The sequence below is a fragment of the Trinickia sp. EG282A genome (genome assembly GCF_040965455.1).
GTDB classification, from domain to species: domain Bacteria; phylum Pseudomonadota; class Gammaproteobacteria; order Burkholderiales; family Burkholderiaceae; genus Trinickia; species Trinickia symbiotica.
In genome coordinates this window covers 1,119,553-1,136,715 of record NZ_JBFRCC010000002.1, presented here as the reverse complement: position 1 = coordinate 1,136,715, position 17,163 = coordinate 1,119,553, and the positions used below count along the sequence as shown (strand labels likewise).

18 protein-coding genes and 1 pseudogene are annotated in these 17,163 nt (G+C 63.4%); 3 read left to right on the top strand and 16 right to left on the bottom strand.

Features of this window, described 5'->3' with window-relative positions; genetic code table 11:
- Positions 1–156: 156 nt before the first annotated feature.
- The 5 genes and pseudogenes from AB4Y31_RS13170 to AB4Y31_RS13150 all read right to left on the bottom strand — a co-directional run.
- Positions 157–321 (bottom strand): annotated as a pseudogene (locus AB4Y31_RS13170) (DNA-binding protein); the annotation flags it as partial.
- Between the two features lie 67 nt (positions 322–388).
- Positions 389–1,669: an NYN domain-containing protein gene (locus tag AB4Y31_RS13165; protein WP_368674268.1), complete on the bottom strand. Its 1,281-nt coding sequence runs from the start codon at positions 1,667–1,669 to the stop codon at positions 389–391.
- 241 nt (positions 1,670–1,910) lie between these two features.
- A complete protein-coding gene (locus tag AB4Y31_RS13160) occupies positions 1,911–2,201 on the bottom strand; it encodes an STY0301 family protein (protein WP_368674510.1) in 291 nt (96 codons plus the stop codon).
- A gap of 10 nt (positions 2,202–2,211) precedes the next feature.
- On the bottom strand, positions 2,212–2,679 hold the full coding sequence (locus AB4Y31_RS13155) for a BPSL0067 family protein (RefSeq protein ID WP_368674267.1): 468 nt from the start codon (positions 2,677–2,679) through the stop codon (positions 2,212–2,214).
- 119 nt (positions 2,680–2,798) lie between these two features.
- Positions 2,799–3,764 carry a DMT family transporter gene (locus AB4Y31_RS13150; protein WP_368674266.1) on the bottom strand — a complete coding sequence of 322 codons (966 nt, stop codon included), beginning with the start codon at positions 3,762–3,764 and terminating at the stop codon, positions 2,799–2,801.
- A gap of 164 nt (positions 3,765–3,928) precedes the next feature.
- Here AB4Y31_RS13150 and AB4Y31_RS13145 point away from each other — a divergent pair, with 164 nt between their 5' ends.
- Positions 3,929–4,660: a helix-turn-helix transcriptional regulator gene (locus AB4Y31_RS13145; protein WP_368674265.1), complete on the top strand. Its 732-nt coding sequence runs from the start codon at positions 3,929–3,931 to the stop codon at positions 4,658–4,660.
- 55 nt (positions 4,661–4,715) lie between these two features.
- On the opposite strand, the gene AB4Y31_RS13140 is transcribed toward AB4Y31_RS13145, so the two are convergent.
- Both AB4Y31_RS13140 and AB4Y31_RS13135 read right to left on the bottom strand, forming a co-directional pair.
- Entirely contained in the window at positions 4,716–5,360 is a 645-nt protein-coding gene (locus AB4Y31_RS13140) for a hypothetical protein (RefSeq protein WP_368674264.1), read from the bottom strand.
- Between the two features lie 123 nt (positions 5,361–5,483).
- Entirely contained in the window at positions 5,484–5,765 is a 282-nt protein-coding gene (locus AB4Y31_RS13135; protein ID WP_026230126.1) for a DUF3303 domain-containing protein, read from the bottom strand.
- A 207-nt stretch (positions 5,766–5,972) separates the two neighbouring features.
- Between AB4Y31_RS13135 and AB4Y31_RS13130 the strand changes: the two genes are divergently transcribed.
- Positions 5,973–6,863: a PTS sugar transporter subunit IIA gene (locus AB4Y31_RS13130; RefSeq protein WP_368674263.1), complete on the top strand. Its 891-nt coding sequence runs from the start codon at positions 5,973–5,975 to the stop codon at positions 6,861–6,863.
- A gap of 48 nt (positions 6,864–6,911) precedes the next feature.
- On the opposite strand, the gene AB4Y31_RS13125 is transcribed toward AB4Y31_RS13130, so the two are convergent.
- Positions 6,912–7,502: a TetR/AcrR family transcriptional regulator gene (locus AB4Y31_RS13125; protein ID WP_368674262.1), complete on the bottom strand. Its 591-nt coding sequence runs from the start codon at positions 7,500–7,502 to the stop codon at positions 6,912–6,914.
- Between the two features lie 130 nt (positions 7,503–7,632).
- Here AB4Y31_RS13125 and AB4Y31_RS13120 point away from each other — a divergent pair, with 130 nt between their 5' ends.
- The gene (locus tag AB4Y31_RS13120) at positions 7,633–8,055 is read left to right on the top strand and encodes a 4-oxalocrotonate tautomerase family protein (protein ID WP_368674261.1); all 423 of its coding nucleotides are present in this window, start codon (positions 7,633–7,635) and stop codon (positions 8,053–8,055) included.
- 68 nt (positions 8,056–8,123) lie between these two features.
- Here AB4Y31_RS13120 and AB4Y31_RS13115 read toward each other — a convergent pair whose 3' ends face one another.
- From AB4Y31_RS13115 to gudD, 8 genes are all read right to left on the bottom strand, one after another.
- Positions 8,124–9,044: an ABC transporter permease gene (locus AB4Y31_RS13115; protein ID WP_368674260.1), complete on the bottom strand. Its 921-nt coding sequence runs from the start codon at positions 9,042–9,044 to the stop codon at positions 8,124–8,126.
- Positions 9,044–9,913: an ABC transporter permease gene (locus AB4Y31_RS13110; RefSeq protein WP_368674259.1), complete on the bottom strand. Its 870-nt coding sequence runs from the start codon at positions 9,911–9,913 to the stop codon at positions 9,044–9,046. The genes AB4Y31_RS13115 and AB4Y31_RS13110 overlap by 1 nt, the downstream gene beginning before the upstream one ends.
- Entirely contained in the window at positions 9,910–10,992 is a 1,083-nt protein-coding gene (locus AB4Y31_RS13105) for an ABC transporter ATP-binding protein (protein ID WP_368674258.1), read from the bottom strand. The genes AB4Y31_RS13110 and AB4Y31_RS13105 overlap by 4 nt, the downstream gene beginning before the upstream one ends.
- Positions 10,993–11,070: 78 nt before the next feature.
- Positions 11,071–12,234, bottom strand: a complete 1,164-nt coding sequence (locus tag AB4Y31_RS13100; RefSeq protein ID WP_368674257.1) for an ABC transporter substrate-binding protein — start codon at positions 12,232–12,234, stop codon at positions 11,071–11,073.
- A 92-nt stretch (positions 12,235–12,326) separates the two neighbouring features.
- On the bottom strand, positions 12,327–13,223 hold the full coding sequence (locus tag AB4Y31_RS13095; protein WP_368674256.1) for an SMP-30/gluconolactonase/LRE family protein: 897 nt from the start codon (positions 13,221–13,223) through the stop codon (positions 12,327–12,329).
- A 6-nt stretch (positions 13,224–13,229) separates the two neighbouring features.
- Complete coding sequence (locus AB4Y31_RS13090) at positions 13,230–14,108, bottom strand: NAD-dependent epimerase/dehydratase family protein (protein ID WP_368674255.1); 879 nt, start codon at positions 14,106–14,108, stop codon at positions 13,230–13,232.
- 1 nt (position 14,109) lies between these two features.
- A complete protein-coding gene (gene garD, locus AB4Y31_RS13085; RefSeq protein WP_018443162.1) occupies positions 14,110–15,708 on the bottom strand; it encodes a galactarate dehydratase in 1,599 nt (532 codons plus the stop codon).
- Positions 15,709–15,727: 19 nt separating this feature from the next.
- Positions 15,728–17,071: a glucarate dehydratase gene (gene gudD, locus AB4Y31_RS13080; protein ID WP_368674254.1), complete on the bottom strand. Its 1,344-nt coding sequence runs from the start codon at positions 17,069–17,071 to the stop codon at positions 15,728–15,730.
- Positions 17,072–17,163 lie beyond the last annotated feature (92 nt).

Here is a 17,163-nt window from a genome sequence, read left to right as displayed (position 1 = left end):
AAACCCTGTGGGATCAACGTCTTGCGGGGTTTTTTGCCTTCTATGCCCACTCAAGAGTGGTGATAATCGCCTACCCCTAAGTGCCGGGGATGGTCTTGGCGCATCGTGGGTCTCCAATCGACCAACGTCTCAAGCCGCGTGCGTCTGCGGGGTCGAGGCGAGCGGCTGCACGCCGCCGAACGCCTGTGCAAGCTGGCGCAGCACGGTCAGCAGCTCGGCCTGGTCGCCATCTTCGAGGATGCCATTGATGAAATCGAGCGCGAGCGCCGGGTCGCTGCAGTACAGCTCGGCCATCGCCTCATCATGGCTTCTACTTCTCATTCGTCGGTTCTCCGTTGCCAGTGGACGAAATCCGCCCATCGCATAGAAGATTGGCTGCGTCGATAATCTAGGTGCCTGACTCAGCCGTCTTGCGCGAGCGGCTGGATCGCGACGTGGATTTACGCGCTCCCTTTGGGGCCTTGGCTTTGGCCGCTGGCTCCCCTTGCGGCTGTGCCGCGGAAAGCTCCTCATGCGCCGATTCGGCAGCAACGGTATCCGCCTTCTTCACGGAAGCTTTGCGTGCACGTGTGCGGCGGGGCTTCGGGGCCTCCTGCGCCTCTGCCTCCTGTGCCTCTAAATCGACCATCGCCTCAATGGCGTGCTCCGGTGACGGTCGGTCCGCTGCCACCAAAGGCTCTACCAGCAATTCGGCTGCCGCCGGCGCGGGCAACGGCTCGTGGGCGTGCTTGCGGCCACCTTTGCTCTTTTTCCTCCCTTTGGAGCCCGTCGCTTCAACCTCAGCACCACTATCCGGGAGAACCGGCCCTGCTGCGACTTGCTTTTGCGTGTCGACGACCCCCGTCCGTGTGGCCCGATAGACAAAGGCGCCGGATTTATCGTCGCGCCCGACCTCCAGCAAACCGCGCGCTTGCGCCTCATCGAGCAAATTGCCGAAGGCTCGAAACCCGTAGTAGGACTCGCTGAAGTCCGGCTTGCGCCGCTTGATCGCGCTTTTGAGCACCGACGCCCAGATCTTGCCGCTCTCGCCGCGCTCGGATGCAAGCGCCTCGAAAGTCTCGACGGCGATCGCAATCGCCTTCGCCTTGCGTGCCTCCATCTCCTGCAGTGGATGCTTATCTTCGTCGGCCGCGCGTTTCGCCGGTGGCGAGCCCGAATCGCGCATCTCTCGCTTCGCGAGCGCTCGCTGCTGTTCGCGCACGAGATCGTCGTAGAAAATGAACTCGTCGCAGTTGGCGACGAGCAACTCCGACGTCGAATTCTTCACGCCGATGCCGATCACCCTCTTCGCGTTCTCTCGCAATTTCGAAACGAGCGGCGAGAAATCGGAATCCCCGCTGATGATGACGAAGGTGTCGACATGCGATTTCGTATAGCAAAGATCGAGCGCATCGACGACGAGCCGGATGTCGGCCGAATTTTTACCCGACTGCCGCACATGCGGTATTTCGATGAGTTCGAAGCTTGCCTCGTGCATCGCCGACTTGAATCCCTTGTAACGATCCCAATCGCAATAGGCCTTCTTGACGACGATGCTTCCTTTGAGCAGCAGCCGCTCGAGAACCGGCTTTATGTCGAATTTCTCGTACTTCGCATCGCGAACGCCCAGCGCGACGTTTTCGAAGTCGCAGAAAAGCGCCATGTTGACGCCCTCTTGAGGTAAAGCCATGAGTTTCTCCAGCCGATGCGGCGCAGCGGTGATTTCAATTCGATAGACGCACATGATAGCCGCGTTGCAAGGCAAGCCCGGAATCCGATGCGGATACCAGGCCATGGAGGCCACGTGGAGCGACTGCACGCGGCCATCCGGCCGGTTGAAGGTGGGCTACTCACCACTACGCGACGGCCTCCATCGAATGCTCTGCACGAGCGCCGTTCCCGCTCATCGGCGGTCATGCAATCAGCCGCGATCAGTCACAAAAAGCGGCCTTTGGCTTGCCAGTCACGTCGCAAGCTTTGCTTCCGGCCGCGTGGATCGTGACGACTTTATCCGTGCCCTCGTAACTGCACACCAGATAGGGATCGACGTCATTGAGTGAATCCCACGCTTGAAGCGATACCAGGTTCTTGGGTGGGCCGTCATAGAGCTCCACATGCTTGAGCGCGTGATTCACGCTGCCCTCTGTCAGAGGCGACGGGCATGCATAGCGGTGTCGTTCCGTGGCATGGCACGCTGTACATGCGCAGAGCGCGACCGCCATCAAAAGGCGCTTATTGAACGACATAGTATTGAGTCCCGTCGTCGACCTTTTTGCCATGACCGTTCCGAAATTGAATGGTCCGCTGCCGCGGGGGATGATCCCGGAGCGCCGTCGGCCCTTTCCATTGATCCAGCACGACGATGCCGGCGGGCGTTTGGTACAGGTAGATGGCGGCGTGGCTGGTACCGTTCGGATGATTACCGTAGCGTCCATTGTCGTCAAACGTGGCGATGACGGTACCGCGCGGAATGTCGTTGCCTCCTTGAACGAGCGATCCCTTACGCCACAGCGACGCAGGTGGGACTGTTACGACGGCATGCACGAACGCGACGCATTGGCCGTTACCCACGAGTTGATTCGCCTTGACGAGGTCATTGGCCTTGCTGATGTTGGCAATGATACGGCATCGATCCTCCCTGAACGTTCGCTGCCCTCTATAGCTGCAAGACGCGGCGATATCGTACCAATGTTCAGACATTAGCGGCAGCGCTACGAAGATCGGAGAGGCGTGAACTGAATGGACGTACCCGTACATCTTCAGCCGCGGGTGGGCCTTCGCCAGCAAGACTGGGTAACGGCACGCCGGCCTTTCGCTGTTCAAGGTGCCGACGATGCAGGCTCCGACGGGCGCTCCTCCTTCGCCTTCCGATGCGGCAACAGCGTCCGAAGCCACGAATGACCGTTGACGACGATCAGCCCCGCGAGTACCAATACCGCACCGATCACGAACGCAGGCGTCAATTGCTCATGCAGCAGTACGACGCCCCACCCCACGCCGAAGACCGGAGTCATGAACGCCAGCACGCCGAGGCGTGCGGCAAGATAGCGTCGCAACATCGCGAACCAGATCAGAAAGCTGGCGAAACAAACGATAAATGTTTGGAACCCGAGACTGATCCAGACCATCGGCGTGCTGTGGAAACGCATCTCGCCAAAGACGGCCGCGGCTGGCAGCAGAATGACGAATGCGGCGGCCAACTGATAGAACAGCGTTTGCGTGGCCGGGGCCTCGCTGAGCCGACTCGTGCGCACGGCGACGGTCGTCAAGCCCCAAGCCGCGCCGCCGCACAAACCCAAGAGGTCGCCCAGCATCCATGCCGGCGTTCGCGCGAGGCCGCCCGTGCCCAAAGTCGGCACAAGAAACGCGATCGAGATGCCGATGAAGGAAAGACCGAGCCCACTCCATTGCAAACGCGATAGTCGTTCGTCGGGCAGCCACAGATGCAGGCCGAGGGCAGCAAACATTGGCGCGGTATAGAGGAACACCACCATGTGCGAGGCGCTCGTCCAGTTCAGGCCCTCCGCCACGAGCAGAAATTCGAGTGCGAAGAGGCTGCCGGTCGTGACTGCGGCGCGTAGGATCGGCCTCGTCAACCACGGGTCCCTTGCGACAAAGCGCGCGTACAACCAAACCAAAAGAGCCGCTACGCCCGAACGCAACGCGAGCTGCAGAATCGGTGACGCGTCCGCCATGGAAGTCTTGACCGCTACTTGCTGCAGGCTCCAGATGAGGCAGAGAGCGACCATCATCAGCGTGGCTCGGCCGTCGACCGCTTTTCTCATCGCTCCAATCCCAAAGAATTCCTGCCGACAGTATCGATCGCAGGGTTTCGCGCTATATAGTTAGAAACTGACATTCGATCCCGCGAGACCGCCAGCCGATGAAACCAAAGGTGCCAGCGACCACCGCGCACATCCGCCTACCGCCGTTCACCGACGTATTGCCCGTGCCGGTGTTCTTCCGGACGGAGCGCATGCCTGCGCATGCGAGCTACCCGATCCTGCGACACGCATGGGGCGAATTCGTCTATTCGTTCAGCGGCGTGACGGAAGTGACGGCTGGTGACCAATACTTTCTTGCGCCACCGCATCTGGGACTGTGGATCGCACCGGACACGGAGCACACAGGCTTTAACCATCAAGCGGCCGTGCATTGCTCAATGTACATTCGGCGAGATTTGTGCAATGGCATGCCCGATTACTCCTGCGCGGTCATGGTCACGCCGCTGGTGCGTGCCATCCTCGAGCATTTGCGCGATCTCGGAAACACCTCTGAACCCGAGCCGGCCCGCGAGCGGCTTTTGCGTGTTGTGGTCGATCAGTTGTCCGCATGCCGCACGACGGGCAGTTTCGTCCCTCACACGGACGACACACAACTCAACGCCGTATTGCAGCCTCTGCGCGACGATCCGGCCGACAATCGGACCATCGCGGAACTGGCAGCCGCCTTCAACCTGAGCGAACGTACGCTGATTCGCCGATGTCAGAGCGAGCTGGGTATGTCCCTGACTGAATGGCGGCAACGGGTGCGGATCGTCACCGCGCTGCCGATGCTCAAGAGCGGGCGCAGCGTGGAAGCAGTAGCGTTGGATCTGGGGTACGCATCTTCGTCGGCGTTCATCGCTATGTTCCGCAGGCTGATGGGATCGACCCCGAGACGCTTTTTTGCCGCGGGATAGCGCTCCTTTTTTGCAAGCACGTCTTGCGCCGTTAGTCTCTCGCCTGGCACGACCTCTATTGACGCGTAGTCATCGGTGAGACCGCGTGTCGAAGCGACATATAACCCCGGCGCAACAGCGCTTCGATCGTCGCCCAATCGCTTTCGGTGACGCTGCCGGCTTCCTCGCGGGCATCGCGAAAGAGCATCGCCTGCGCACGCAGCCGGCCAAACTCCGACGTCGCGCTGGCGGGCAACGTATACAGCGCTGCCGCTGCTGCCGCGCATGCATCAGCCAACGCGCCCGGGGGATAACGGTCGCGCTGCCGATGCACGATCCACCATTCCAGTTCCAGCGAGGCTGCGCGATCGACGGCGAAAGCGCGGTCGCCGGTATGACGGATGATTGAGAAGTAAGTCCGCAATGCCGGTAACGCCTTCAGGTAGTCGCCGCGCGCTTTGCCCTCCTTAAACGTGAAGGCGGCGGATGCGCCGTAATAGGCGCCGACATACGACCTCAGCAAAGGAAAGTGATACTGCGTGCGCAGGCTCTTCGCCAGCTCGAGAAAAAGCACGGCGTGCTCACGGTCATAATAGGAGCGCCACATTTTTGCTTCGAGCGTCGCTGTCGCGATCGGGTCAAAGCGGCTGAGGTCGCGATCGAGCGGCCAGAAGAGATCGACGGCGACATAAGATGCCAGCGCCGCAATCAGCGCGAGCACCGCGCGTCGCCAATGCGCTGGCCGAGCTGTAGGAGCTGGGCGGCGCAGTAACTCACCGCTGCCGATGTGCCCGGACGGCTTCATTTTCGAATTGCGTCGGTCTGGGACGTGCAACGGAAAAGTTTATTTCAGCACGCGCCCGAGCACCTCTCCGAACTCCGCATCTTCGATCACCGGCGCGATCTCCAGATGCATCAGGTCGTTCCACGAGTAGGCGAATTCAGTCAGTTTCTTCACATCGTCTGTCTCGAGCAAGTCGAAGCCGCCGCCCAGATCGGCTCGTGTCCATCTGCCCAGCAGCTTGACACCCTCTGGCGGAAGCCCGCCCGTCTTCTCGAATCGCTCGATGGCTTCCGCCCTGGACCGTGTATCGGGGGCCCAGGTGAATGTCAGCATGAATTTCATGGTTGGCCTCCATGTCTCCGCTCGTCATCTGAGACGATGCCGGCACGGGGCGTGAGCGACGAATGCATCGTCCTCTCGATAGCCCATGGCCAGCGGAGCGACTGCCTGAATCAATTCTAGGCAACCGAGCGCATGCCGTTGCATTTCCTTCACCTTTGCGTCGATCCGGATATCCTTCCGGTAATCAGGATTCGACCGGAGAATGAAATGCGTCACCGATGGGCTGGCTTGGCCGCCCTACTCGGCAAACGCGGCAAGGTGCCGCGCGAGCACCCTCGCCCGCTCACGCGGGGGCAAACGAGCCGCAACGTCATGATGCGCGTCACGCTCGACGCTCAGCATGCCACCCCCGTACGCCAGGCATTGATTCGCGATTGTCTTGGACAACCGTGGACTATCCGCATCACGCCGCTCGCAGGCACGACTCGGGTACGGTTGTCGCTTTATCTCCCGAGGACGGCGATCAACGGCGCCATGCGGCGCGTGGCCGATCTGGCACCGACCGCCGAACTCGGGCAATTGCTCGACGTCCCCGAAACGCCGACAGGCGTCTGGCGTGATCTTTTGCACCCCGAGCAGTCGCCCCGTGACGACGCGCATGCTCAAAGTGCAGCGGCAGCAAGCGGCACCGAAACGATCGCTCGATTGATCTCCGATGAACGCGTGCTGCTCGGCCTCGACGTAGCCGACCGAGACGCGCTCTTCACGGTGCTCGGCCATTTCGTCGAACGATACGGCGGCTTACCGGCGGCGACGGTCGCCGCGGGCCTCAGTGCTCGAGAAGCGCTCGGCTCGACAGGTCTCGGCCGTGGCATCGCCGTCCCGCACGCTCAGGCGGAAGGCCTGCGCGAGCCCATCGTGCTCTATGTCCGCCCGCGCGAACCCATCCCCTTCGAGGCGCCCGACGACGCACCGGTGACCGACGTCGTCGCGCTGTTCGTCCCGGAATGGGCGAACACGACGCATCTGCACTTACTTGCCGACGTGGCCGAGCGCTTTTGCGATCACCGCTTTCGCGAGCGTCTCCAAGCGTGTGACGATGCGCGTGCCGTCTGCCGCATCTTCCAGGATTACGATCGTCCTCAGGCCGGGTGTTAGCGACGTTGCGCCGCCGAGCGGACTCATGCGCGGGCAAGCCAACCCGCTTCACTCGTCAGCGAGCTCGGTCGCCACGCCCTGAGCATACTTGGTGACAGCCCGCGCGATGCGCTCGGACAACGCCGGATCCGCCACCGCACGCGCCAGCGTGACGCCGCCCGAGAGCATCGCAAGCAGCGCGATCGCGGCATCGTCGCGCTCCTTCCCCGAGCCTCCGGCCAGTCCCGTCGATACTTCATCGATCAGGCGCCGCAATTCGGCTTCATACGCCGCGCGCGTCTCGAAGTCGGCGCGAACCACCTCGGGCGAAAAGCTCGGCAACGCGCAACTCTCGCCAATGTCGCAAGTGCGCTTCGCACCCATGTAGAAATCAATAAACGGCTTGAGCCAGCGTTTGCCGCGTGCAGCCTTCATGTCGGCAATCGCGAGCCGCAGCTGCTCCAGGCCGGTCAACACGACCGTCCGGAACGCTTCGCTCTTCGACCTGAAGTGCCCATAGAACGCTCCGTTGGTGACGCCCGCTTCCTTCGTCACGCCTTCGATACCGGATCCGCCGTAACCCTCACGGCGAAAAATTCGACCTGCGGCGTCGAGGATGCGCGCGCGCGTTTCCTGTTTGTGTTCCGCTGAGTAACGCATGGATGTGACCTGTGCTGCAAATTAAAAAGAGAGATCGCTCTCTATTGCATAGAGAGCGATCAGTATGTATTCTTAGAGAGCAGTCTGTATTTATACCACTACCACTCATCCATTGACTGGAGGAATCGCCATGCCGATTACGCTTACGGTGCCGGAAGGCCTACTGCCCCCCGAAGTCGAAACGCAAGTGTTTGCCGAGCTGACCAACGCCCTGCTGAAGGTCGCCGGGCTGGACGGCAACAGCTTTATGACCGCCAACGTAGTCGGTACGGTCAACGTGCTGCCGAGACGTCATGTGTTCGTGGGCGGAGAGCCAGCCGCCGCCGCATTCATCGAATTGAAGCTGCCGGGGGTTGCGCTCGCGACATCCGAATCGAAACAGGCGTTCATCGAAGCGGCGACGAACGCCGTGGAACGGGCCGCGCAAGGTCGCATTCGGCGCGAGCAGATCTGGACCAATATCGTCTATGCCGCGGACGAGTCGTGGGGCATTGGAGGAAAGGCGTACAGCAACGCGGCACTGGTCACCGCGATTCAGGCGGCGGCCGGCTGAAGGAGAATCGAGTCGAGGGCTGCGCCGGACCGCCGCCGTGCCATGCGAGCGGTTCGGCGCCGCCCTCGCTACCGCTCTTCCTTCACGCGCGACACAAGCTGCGTCGGGCTCACGAACTGCAGCGCGATCAACACCCAGACGAGCGTAATGCCCATGTAGATCATCGCCATCGCGTCGATTGATTGCGGCGCGCGGACGCCTGTAGAAAACACCGCGTAGTAAAGGGCCACGACGAGCGTTTGCGTGTCCGGCCCGGCCGTGAAGTACGTCAGCTCGAACATGCCGATCGTGCGGACGAGCACGAGCAGTCCGGCCGCCAGCATGCCCGGTACAAGCAATGGCAGCAGCACGTAGCGGAAGTAGCGGAACGTGTTCGCGCCGAAGATCCTGGCGGCTGCTTCCAGGTTGGGGTCGATCTGCTCGATGAACGGCGTCATGACCAGAATGACGAACGGCAACGCAGGCACGAGATTCGCGAGAATGACGCCCGCCAGCGTGCCCGCGAGACCCACCTTGTACATGACGGTTGCCATCGGAATGCCGTACGTCACCGGCGGCACCATCAGCGGCAGCAAGAAGATCAGCATCGCGAGCCGCTTGCCCGGAAACGTCGCCCGCGCGAACGCATAAGCCGCGGGCACACCGAGTCCGATCGACAGCAGCACCACGGCGCCCACCACTTCGACCGTCACCGTGAGCACGCTCGAAAGCTGGAAGTCGCTCCACGCCTGCGCATACCAATGCAGCGTGAATCCTTGCGGCAGCAAAGTGCCGAACCAACGCGTGCCGATCGAATTGACGGCGACCGTCGCGATCAGCAACAGCACGTTGAGCAGGAAGAACGCCATGACGCAGCGGACGAGCACCTTCCAGAGGCGCCCGCCAATACTCTCGGTACGCCGCGCCTTCGAACGCGCACCACCGCCGTCGACCGACGACGCGTCGCCGCGCATCGGCAGCGTGCGCGCGGTTTGATTTTCGATGGCCATTACCCTTTCCCTCCCGTCACCGGACCGGTGTAGAACATCCGGCGCGCGCCGAGCATCGCCGCCACCACGATCAACTGCACGAATCCCATGATGATCGCGATCGTCGAAGCGAGCGAGTAGTCGTAGCTTTCGAAGGCAGCCTCGGCGGCGGCGATCGAAATGACGCGCGTCGGCCCAGCCGGCGCGCCGAGCAGCACGGCCGAAGGAAACACCGAGAACGCCTGAACGAACGAAAGACATGCCGCCATCGTCAGTCCCGGCACGAGGAGCGGCAGATAGATCTGCCTGAACTGCTGCCAGGGGCTTGCCCCGAGCGTCGCGGCCGCGCGAGCGAGCGTCGGATCGATTCCGGTGACGTACGAGAGCGTCAGCAGGAACGCGAACGGGAAACCCGACACGACTAGAGAAATCAGAACGCCCCAGTAATTGTGCGTCAGTCTCACTTCTCCACCGTAAAGGTGCAGCGCATTCACGGCCTGCGTGAACCAGCCGAGCGGCGAGAAATAAGTCAGCATGCCGTCGGCGATGAGCACCGTGCCGAGCGTCACCGGAATCACGAGCAACGTCGTGACGAGCTTCTGATACGGCGACTTCCGGCGCAGCGCGAAAGCGACGGGCACGGAGAGGCCGACGTTGATCAGCGTCGCGGGCACCGCAAGCTTCAAGGTGACGATGACCGTCGGCCACATCGAGCTATCGGAAAAGAACGTCGCATAGTTCGCGAGCGTGCTTCCACCGTTCATCGGCTGAAACGACAATACGAGACCGTAGGCAAACGGATAGACGAAGAGCGCGACGATGAACCCGAGCGCCGGCGTGACGAGCCAGCCTTTCGCGTCGCGCGGGCCCGTGAGCGAGAGCGTGCTCATGATGCCTCTTCCTCGTTGTAGACCAGCGCGCGTTCCGGCGCGACGGAGAGCGTCACGCGTTCGCCTTGCGCGAACTCGCCCTCTACGCGCGCCCAAAGCTTGCCGAAAGGGGCGCGCACGAAAAGCAGCGAGTCGCGGCCGCCGTACTCCACCACGTCCACTTCGACCTCGAACGCGTTCGGCGTACCGGGCTGCGCGCGGACGAGATCGTCGGGGCGTATGGCGAGCAGGACCGCCTTCGCCTCGAAGGCCTCCATCGCCGTGGCGACGAAACGCACGCCGCTCGCCGTCACCTCCACGCCGTTGCCGGCGGTGCCGTCGAGCGTGCAGGCGAGCACGTTCCGATAACCCATGAAGCGCGCGACATGCAGGTTCTTCGGACGGCAATAGACTTCCTTGGGCGCTGCCACCTGCTGCACCACGCCCTCTTTCATGACGACGATGCGGTCGGCCATCGAAAGGGCCTCGTCCTGATCGTGCGTCACGTAAATCGTCGCGCGCTCGAGTTGGCCGTGAATACGGCGGATTTCCGCCCGCATTTCGATACGCAGTTTCGTGTCGAGGTTCGAAAGCGGCTCATCCATCAGCACGACGGGCGGCTCGATGACGATCGCGCGCGCGATCGCGACGCGCTGCTGCTGGCCGCCCGAGAGCTGTCCCGGCAGCTTGCCTTCGTGGCCGACGAGCTGCACGAGCTGGAGCGCCGCGCGCGCACGCTTTTCCGCCTCGGCCTTCGCCACGCCGCGCATCTTCAAGCCGAAGCCGACGTTCTCGAGCACCGTCATATGCGGAAACAGCGCGTAGTTCTGAAAGACCATGCCGAACCCGCGCTTCTCGGGCGCGAGGACATCGATGCGCACGTCGTCGAGCCAGATTTCTCCGCCCGTAAGCGGCTGCAGGCCGGCGATGCAGTTGAGCGCGGTGGATTTGCCGCAGCCCGAAGGCCCGAGCAACGCGATGAATTCGCCGCGCTCGATCTCGAGATCGAGACCGTTCAGCGCGGAGATATGGGCGCCTTCGGCGTTGGCAAAGCTGCGCGACACCGAGGCGAGGCGCAGTTGATCGAACGTGTGCTTCATGGTCTTTCCCTTGCTGACATCTGGGGACGCGGCCGGCTGACCCGGCCGCATCGACTTCACTGACAACGCTTCACGCACTTACTTCGTCTTCTGCGCGCCGACTTCGGTATCCCACTTCTTGAACGCCTCGACCATCTTGTCGGCGGGCAGCGGTTGAACGTTAGGGTACTTCTTGAGCCACCCGCCGTACTCGACGCGGCCATATTTCTCGATGGTTATCTGGCTCTTTTGCGGGGCCTGCGAGATCGTGATGTCCTTGACCGCGGGTCCCGGGTAGAAATAGCCATCGTCGTACGTCATCGCCTGCTGTGCCGGCTCCAGCATGAAGTCCATCAGCTTCAGGAGAACGTCGACCTTCGCCTTCGGCACGCCCTTCGGAATGACCATGTAGTGCGCGTCGTTGACCCACTTCATGTTGTCGAACGGCTGCACCTTGAAGTTGGCCGGGACGATGCCGAGCGCGCGCGGGTTGATATCCCAACCGGTCACCGTGACAGTCATGTCACGCGTGCCTTCGCCGAGCTCCTTCATCACGGCCGACGTGCCGCCCGGATAGTAGGGAATGCATTCGTTCAGCTGCTTGAGGAAAGCCCAGGTCTTGTCCCAACCGTTGATCGGATCCGTCGGATCCTTGTCGCCCAGGATGTAGGGCAGACCCATCAGGAACGTGCGGCCCGGGCCCGAGTTGGCCGGGCGCGCGTAGATGAGCTTGTTCGGATGCGCCTTGCACCACGAGAGCAGTTGCTCGGGTGTCTTCGGCACTTCGGCCGGTGGAACCTTATCCGGGTTGTATTCGATGAGCGGGCCCGCCGGCATGAATGTGACTTCGAGACCGTAGCCCTGCGCGAGCTTCTGCATCGCAGCCGGCCCCGGCGCGTACTTGGCGTCCGCGTCCTTGAGCTGACTATCGGGCAGCTTCATCCAAAGGTTTTGCTCGATACCTGCCGCGAGCGCGTCAGTGCCTGTGAGAACGAGGTCGATGTCCGAACGGCCCGCGTTCTGCATCGCCTTCAGCTTGCCCGGCAGCTGGGGCGCCGGTGAGTTGGTATAGGTGATGTTCGAAACAAGGTCCGGATACTTGGCCTTGAAGGCTTCCAACCCGGCTTTCGTCAGCGCGAGATTGCCCGCGACGTCGACGACGTTGAGCGACACCGACTCCGCAAAGCTCGATGTTGCGGTCAACGAGAAGCAAAGCGCCGCGGCGACGCCGCCGATGCGATGCACGATCCCCTTCACTTTCATGTCTCCTCCTGGTGAAAACGCTTCTTGTTGCTATCCGCCGTATGCGTCGCTCGCGCCCGGTCTTTTTGCGTCTCCTGACCCAAACGCTACGCTCAGCGCCGCAATCGCGGCTCCGGCAATCCCGCCACGCCCGGGTTCAGCGCGAACACCGCGCCCGAGAGCGGCTCCCCTTCCTTGCGGATCGACGTGACGAAAAGCGTCTCGAGCCCCGTCCCGCCGAATGCGCACATTGCAGGCTTGGAGACCGGCACTTCGATGCTTCTCACGAGCCGGCCCGCCGGCGTAAATCGATGGACCAAGCCGGCGTCGTTGCCGCAGATCCAGTAGCAACCTTCGGCATCGACGGCCGCGCCGTCGGGCCGACCCGGATGTTCGTTCATATCGACGAAGAGGCGCCGTCCGTGCGGCACCCCCTCGTCGATGTCGTAGTCGAACGCCCAGATCATCCGCCGGCTCGGATGCGAATCCGAAAGATACATCGTCCGGCCGTCGGGGCTGAACGCGAGGCCGTTCGAAACGATGAGCGAGTCGCAAAGACGCTCGACGCGGCTCTGCTCGAAATCGAGCCGATAGAGCTGCCCGAGCGGCGCGGCCAGCGACATGTCGAGCACCATCGTGCCGGCGAGAAAACGCCCTTGCCGGTCGCAGCGCCCGTCGTTGAAGCGCATGTCCGAACGCGGATGCTCGACGCTCGCTATCAGCGTCGGCTCGGGCAACGCGACGCCGCCCTCGGGCCGCGGCACGCGGTAGATACCCGTTTCCATCGCGAGCGCGACGCCGCCATCGTCACCGTCGAGGATCGCAATCGAACCCGCCATTTGCGGCAACGCCCACGCCTCGGCACACCCCGTCGAGGCATGCCAGCGCCAGAGCGCGCGGCCCGGAATATCCGTCCAGTAAACCGCGTTTTCGTCCGCGTGCCAGACCGGGCTTTCCCCGACCTCGCACCGCATTTCGCCGATCCGATCGACGGCAACCGTCTCGATCATCGCCGCTCAGTCTCCGAAAGGCCCCGCCGTCACGAACCCGCCGCCTTGATAGCGGCGCACGGGATCGTCTTCCGGAAGCGGCGCTTGCTCGCGCTCGATCGCCTCCCGCCAACGTTCGCTCGATTCGACGGGCACATAGCCGAGCCGTCGCGCGGCGGCCGCGTTGTCCCACCAGCTATCGCGATTGGCCGACACGCCATAGACGATATGGCAGCCGACGCCGGGCACGAACATCGCGCGGCGCACGAGTTGCTCGAGATCGTCATAGCCGAGCCAGGTCGTGAGCATGCGACGATCCTTCGGCTGCGGAAACGACGAGCCGATCCGAATGCTCACGGTCTCGACGCCGTAGCGGTCGAAGTAAAAGCGCGCGAGCTGCTCGCCGAATGCCTTGCTGACGCCGTAATAACCGTCGGGGCGCGGCGGCGCGAGCGGATCGATGACCTCGTCCTGCCGATAAAAGCCCGTTACATGGTTCGAGCTGGCGAATACGATGCGCCGCACGCCGTGCCGGCGCGCGGCCTCGTAAATGTGGTAGGTACCTGCGATGTTCGCCGGCAGAATTTCTTCAAACGGACGCTCCACCGACACGCCGCCGAGATGGACGATCACATCGACGCCACGCACGAGCGCATCGACGGCCTTTGCATCCGAAAGGTCGCACGGCGCGAGTTCTTCGCCCTCGCGCGCAGGGTCGAGCGCGGCGATGTCGGAAACGCGGATGACATCGGCGTAGCGCTTCAAGCGCTCGCGCAGCACACGTCCCAGATTGCCCGCCGCGCCCGTGAGCAGGATGCGGCCGCAATGCGTGGACACGCCTTCGAGCGGATCGCCGCCCGGCGGATCGCCGCCCGGCAGGTCGGCGGCCGGATTGATATTCGTCATTTCAGGTCACGGGTGCTGGGTTGAAGAGAACGAGGTCATTATGCAGGCCAAGCTTGTCGGCGCAGACCTGCTTACGACCGCTCGCCACATCGAGAATCATATGGAAAAGCTCCCAGCCGATGTCGGCGATCGTGGCTTCCCCCGTCGCGATGCGCCCGGCGTCGAGATCGATGAGATCGTGCCAGCGCTCCGAGAGCGCCTTGCGCGTCGAGACTTTGATGACGGGCGCCATCGCGAGGCCGTAAGGGGTGCCGCGCCCCGTCGTGAACACCTGCAAATTGATGCCCGAGGCGAGCTGCAGCGTGCCGCAGACGAAATCGCTCGCCGGCGTCGCCGCGAAGATGAGCCCCTTCCGACGCATTTTCTCGCCGGGGCCGAGCACGTCGACGATCGGGCTCGTGCCCGACTTGACGATCGAGCCGAGCGCCTTTTCGACGACGTTCGACAAGCCGCCGCGCTTGTTGCCCGGCGACGGATTGGCGCTGCGATCGGCGCGGCCGCCGCTTAAGTAGTCGTCGTACCAGGACATCTCGCGCAAGAGCGCACGGCCAACTTCCTCGTCGATCGCGCGCGGCGTGAGCAGATGGATCGCGTCGCGCACTTCGGTCACTTCGGAGAACATCACCGTGCCGCCCGCGCGCACGATCAGGTCAGTGGCGAACCCGACGGCCGGATTCGCCGTCACGCCCGAGAACGCATCGCTGCCGCCGCACTGCACGCCGATGACGAGATCCGATGCCGGGCATGTCTCGCGCCGCCGCTGATTCAGCTTGGCGAGCCGGTCGTCCGCCATGGCGAGGATCGCGTCGACCATCTCGCCGAAGCCGTGATACGCCTCGTCCTGCAGCGAAAGCACCGGCGACTCCGGCTTGCCGGCCACTTCGATCGGAATGCGTCCGCCCGGCACGCGCTCGGACGGCACGAGCCGCTCGGGCACGAGCTTCTCGCATCCCAGACCGATCACCATCACCTCTCCCCCGAAGTTGGGGTTCACGGCGAGGTTCTGCAGCGTGCGAATCGGCACGATCGCGGCGGGCGCATTGATCGCCACGCCACAGCCGTAAGTGTGCGTGAGCGCCACGACGTCATCGACGTTCGGGTAGCGCGGCAGCAACTCGCGCTTGATCCGGTTCACGACGTACTCGGTCACGCCGGCCACGCACTGCACGCTCGTCATGATGCCGAGCACGTTCTTCGTGCCGACGGTGCCGTCCGCGTTGCGATAGCCCTCGAACGTGTAGCCCTCGAGTTTCGGTTGAGCCGAGGTCTTGCGCGTGGCGAGCGGCAGCGAATCGAGCGCGGGCGGCTGCGGCAGCCGCACGGCGTGCTCGTCGATCCAGCTGCCGCGCGCGAGCGGCTTCGCGGCGTAGCCGATGACTTCGCCGTAACGAATGACCGCATCGCCTTCGGCAAGATCGGCCAGCGCGACCTTGTGCCCTTGCGGCACACCTTGCACGAGCACGGTGCCGTCGTCGAGCTTGGTGCCGGCGGGCAGGCCGCGCGCGTTCACGACGATCGCGACGTTGTCGCGCTCGTCGACGCGAATCGTCAGCGCGCGCTCCGTGGCGGCCGGTTCGAGCTCGGTGGTAGAGACAGACATGGCGGAAGACTCCAGTGTTTCAGCGAACGAGGCACGGACGCTTGTTGTCGAACGTCCAGCCCGGAATCAGGTACTGCATCGCGGCGGCATCGTCGCGGCTGCCGAGCCCTTTCTCGAGGTAAAGCGCATGCGCGGCCGTGAGCGCTTCCTCGTCGAGCTCGATGCCGAGCCCGCCGCGCGCCGGCACGGCCACTTGACCGTCGACGATCTTGAACGGCTCGCGCGTGAGATGCTGGCCGTCCTGCCAGATCCAGTGCGTATCGATCGCCGTGATCTGGCCGGGCGCCGCCGCCGCGACATGCGTGAACATCGCAAGCGAAATGTCGAAATGGTTGTTTGAATGCGAGCCCCAGGTGAGCCCCCATTCGGCGCAAAGCTGGGCGACGCGAACCGAGCCGCGCATCGTCCAGAAGTGCGGATCGGCGAGCGGAATGTCGACGGACTGCAGCATCACCGCGTGGCCGAGCTGGCGCCAATCGGTGGCGATCATGTTGGTCGCCGTCGGCAGGCCCGTCGCGCGACGGAACTCGGCCATCACCTCGCGGCCCGAATATCCGCCTTCGGCGCCGCACGGGTCCTCGGCATAGGCGAGCACGTCGTGCTGGTCGCGGCAAAGGCGAATCGCTTCCGCGAGCGACCAGGCGCCGTTCGGATCGAGCGTGATCCGCGCATCAGGAAAACGCTCGGCAAGCGCGGTCACCGCGGCGATTTCCTCATCGCCCGCGAGCACGCCTCCCTTCAGCTTGAAGTCGTGAAAGCCGTAGCGCGCACGCGCGGCAACGGCAAGCTCGACGACCGCTTCGGGCGTGAGCGCGGGCTCGTTGCGCAGACGGAACCACGCGTCGTCTGCGTCGCGCTCGCTCCGATAGTCGAGCGCCGTGCGCTCGCGTTCGCCGACATAGAAAAGATAGCCCAGCATCGGCACGTGCGTGCGCTGCTGGCCTTCGCCCAAGAGCGCCGCCACGGGCACTTCGAGATGTTGGCCGAGCAGATCGAGCAGCGCCGCTTCGATCGCCGTCACGGCGTGCACGGTGATGCGCAGGTCGAACGTTTGCGTGCCGCGGCCGCCCGCATCGCGGTCGCCGAAGCGCTGCCGCACCGTGTTGAGGACGTCCTGCCAGCGACCGAGTGGCTGGCCAACGACGAGCGCGCTCGCGTCCTCGAGCGTGCGGCGAATCCCCTCGCCGCCCGGCACTTCGCCGAGGCCCGTGTGTCCGCTGCTGTCCTCGAGGATGACGATGTTGCGCGTGAAATACGGCCCGTGGGCGCCGCTCAGGTTGAGCAGCATGCTGTCACGCCCGGCAACGGGGACGACGCGCATGCGTGTGACGACGGGGGTCTTCGAGGCTGCATCGACTTTCATCGGTTCGTGTTTCCTGTATTTCCTGTGTTTCGTGTGTTTCGTGTGTTTCGCGTGCTTGTCTCTGGCGATTGCCGCGATGCGGCGCTCCGCTC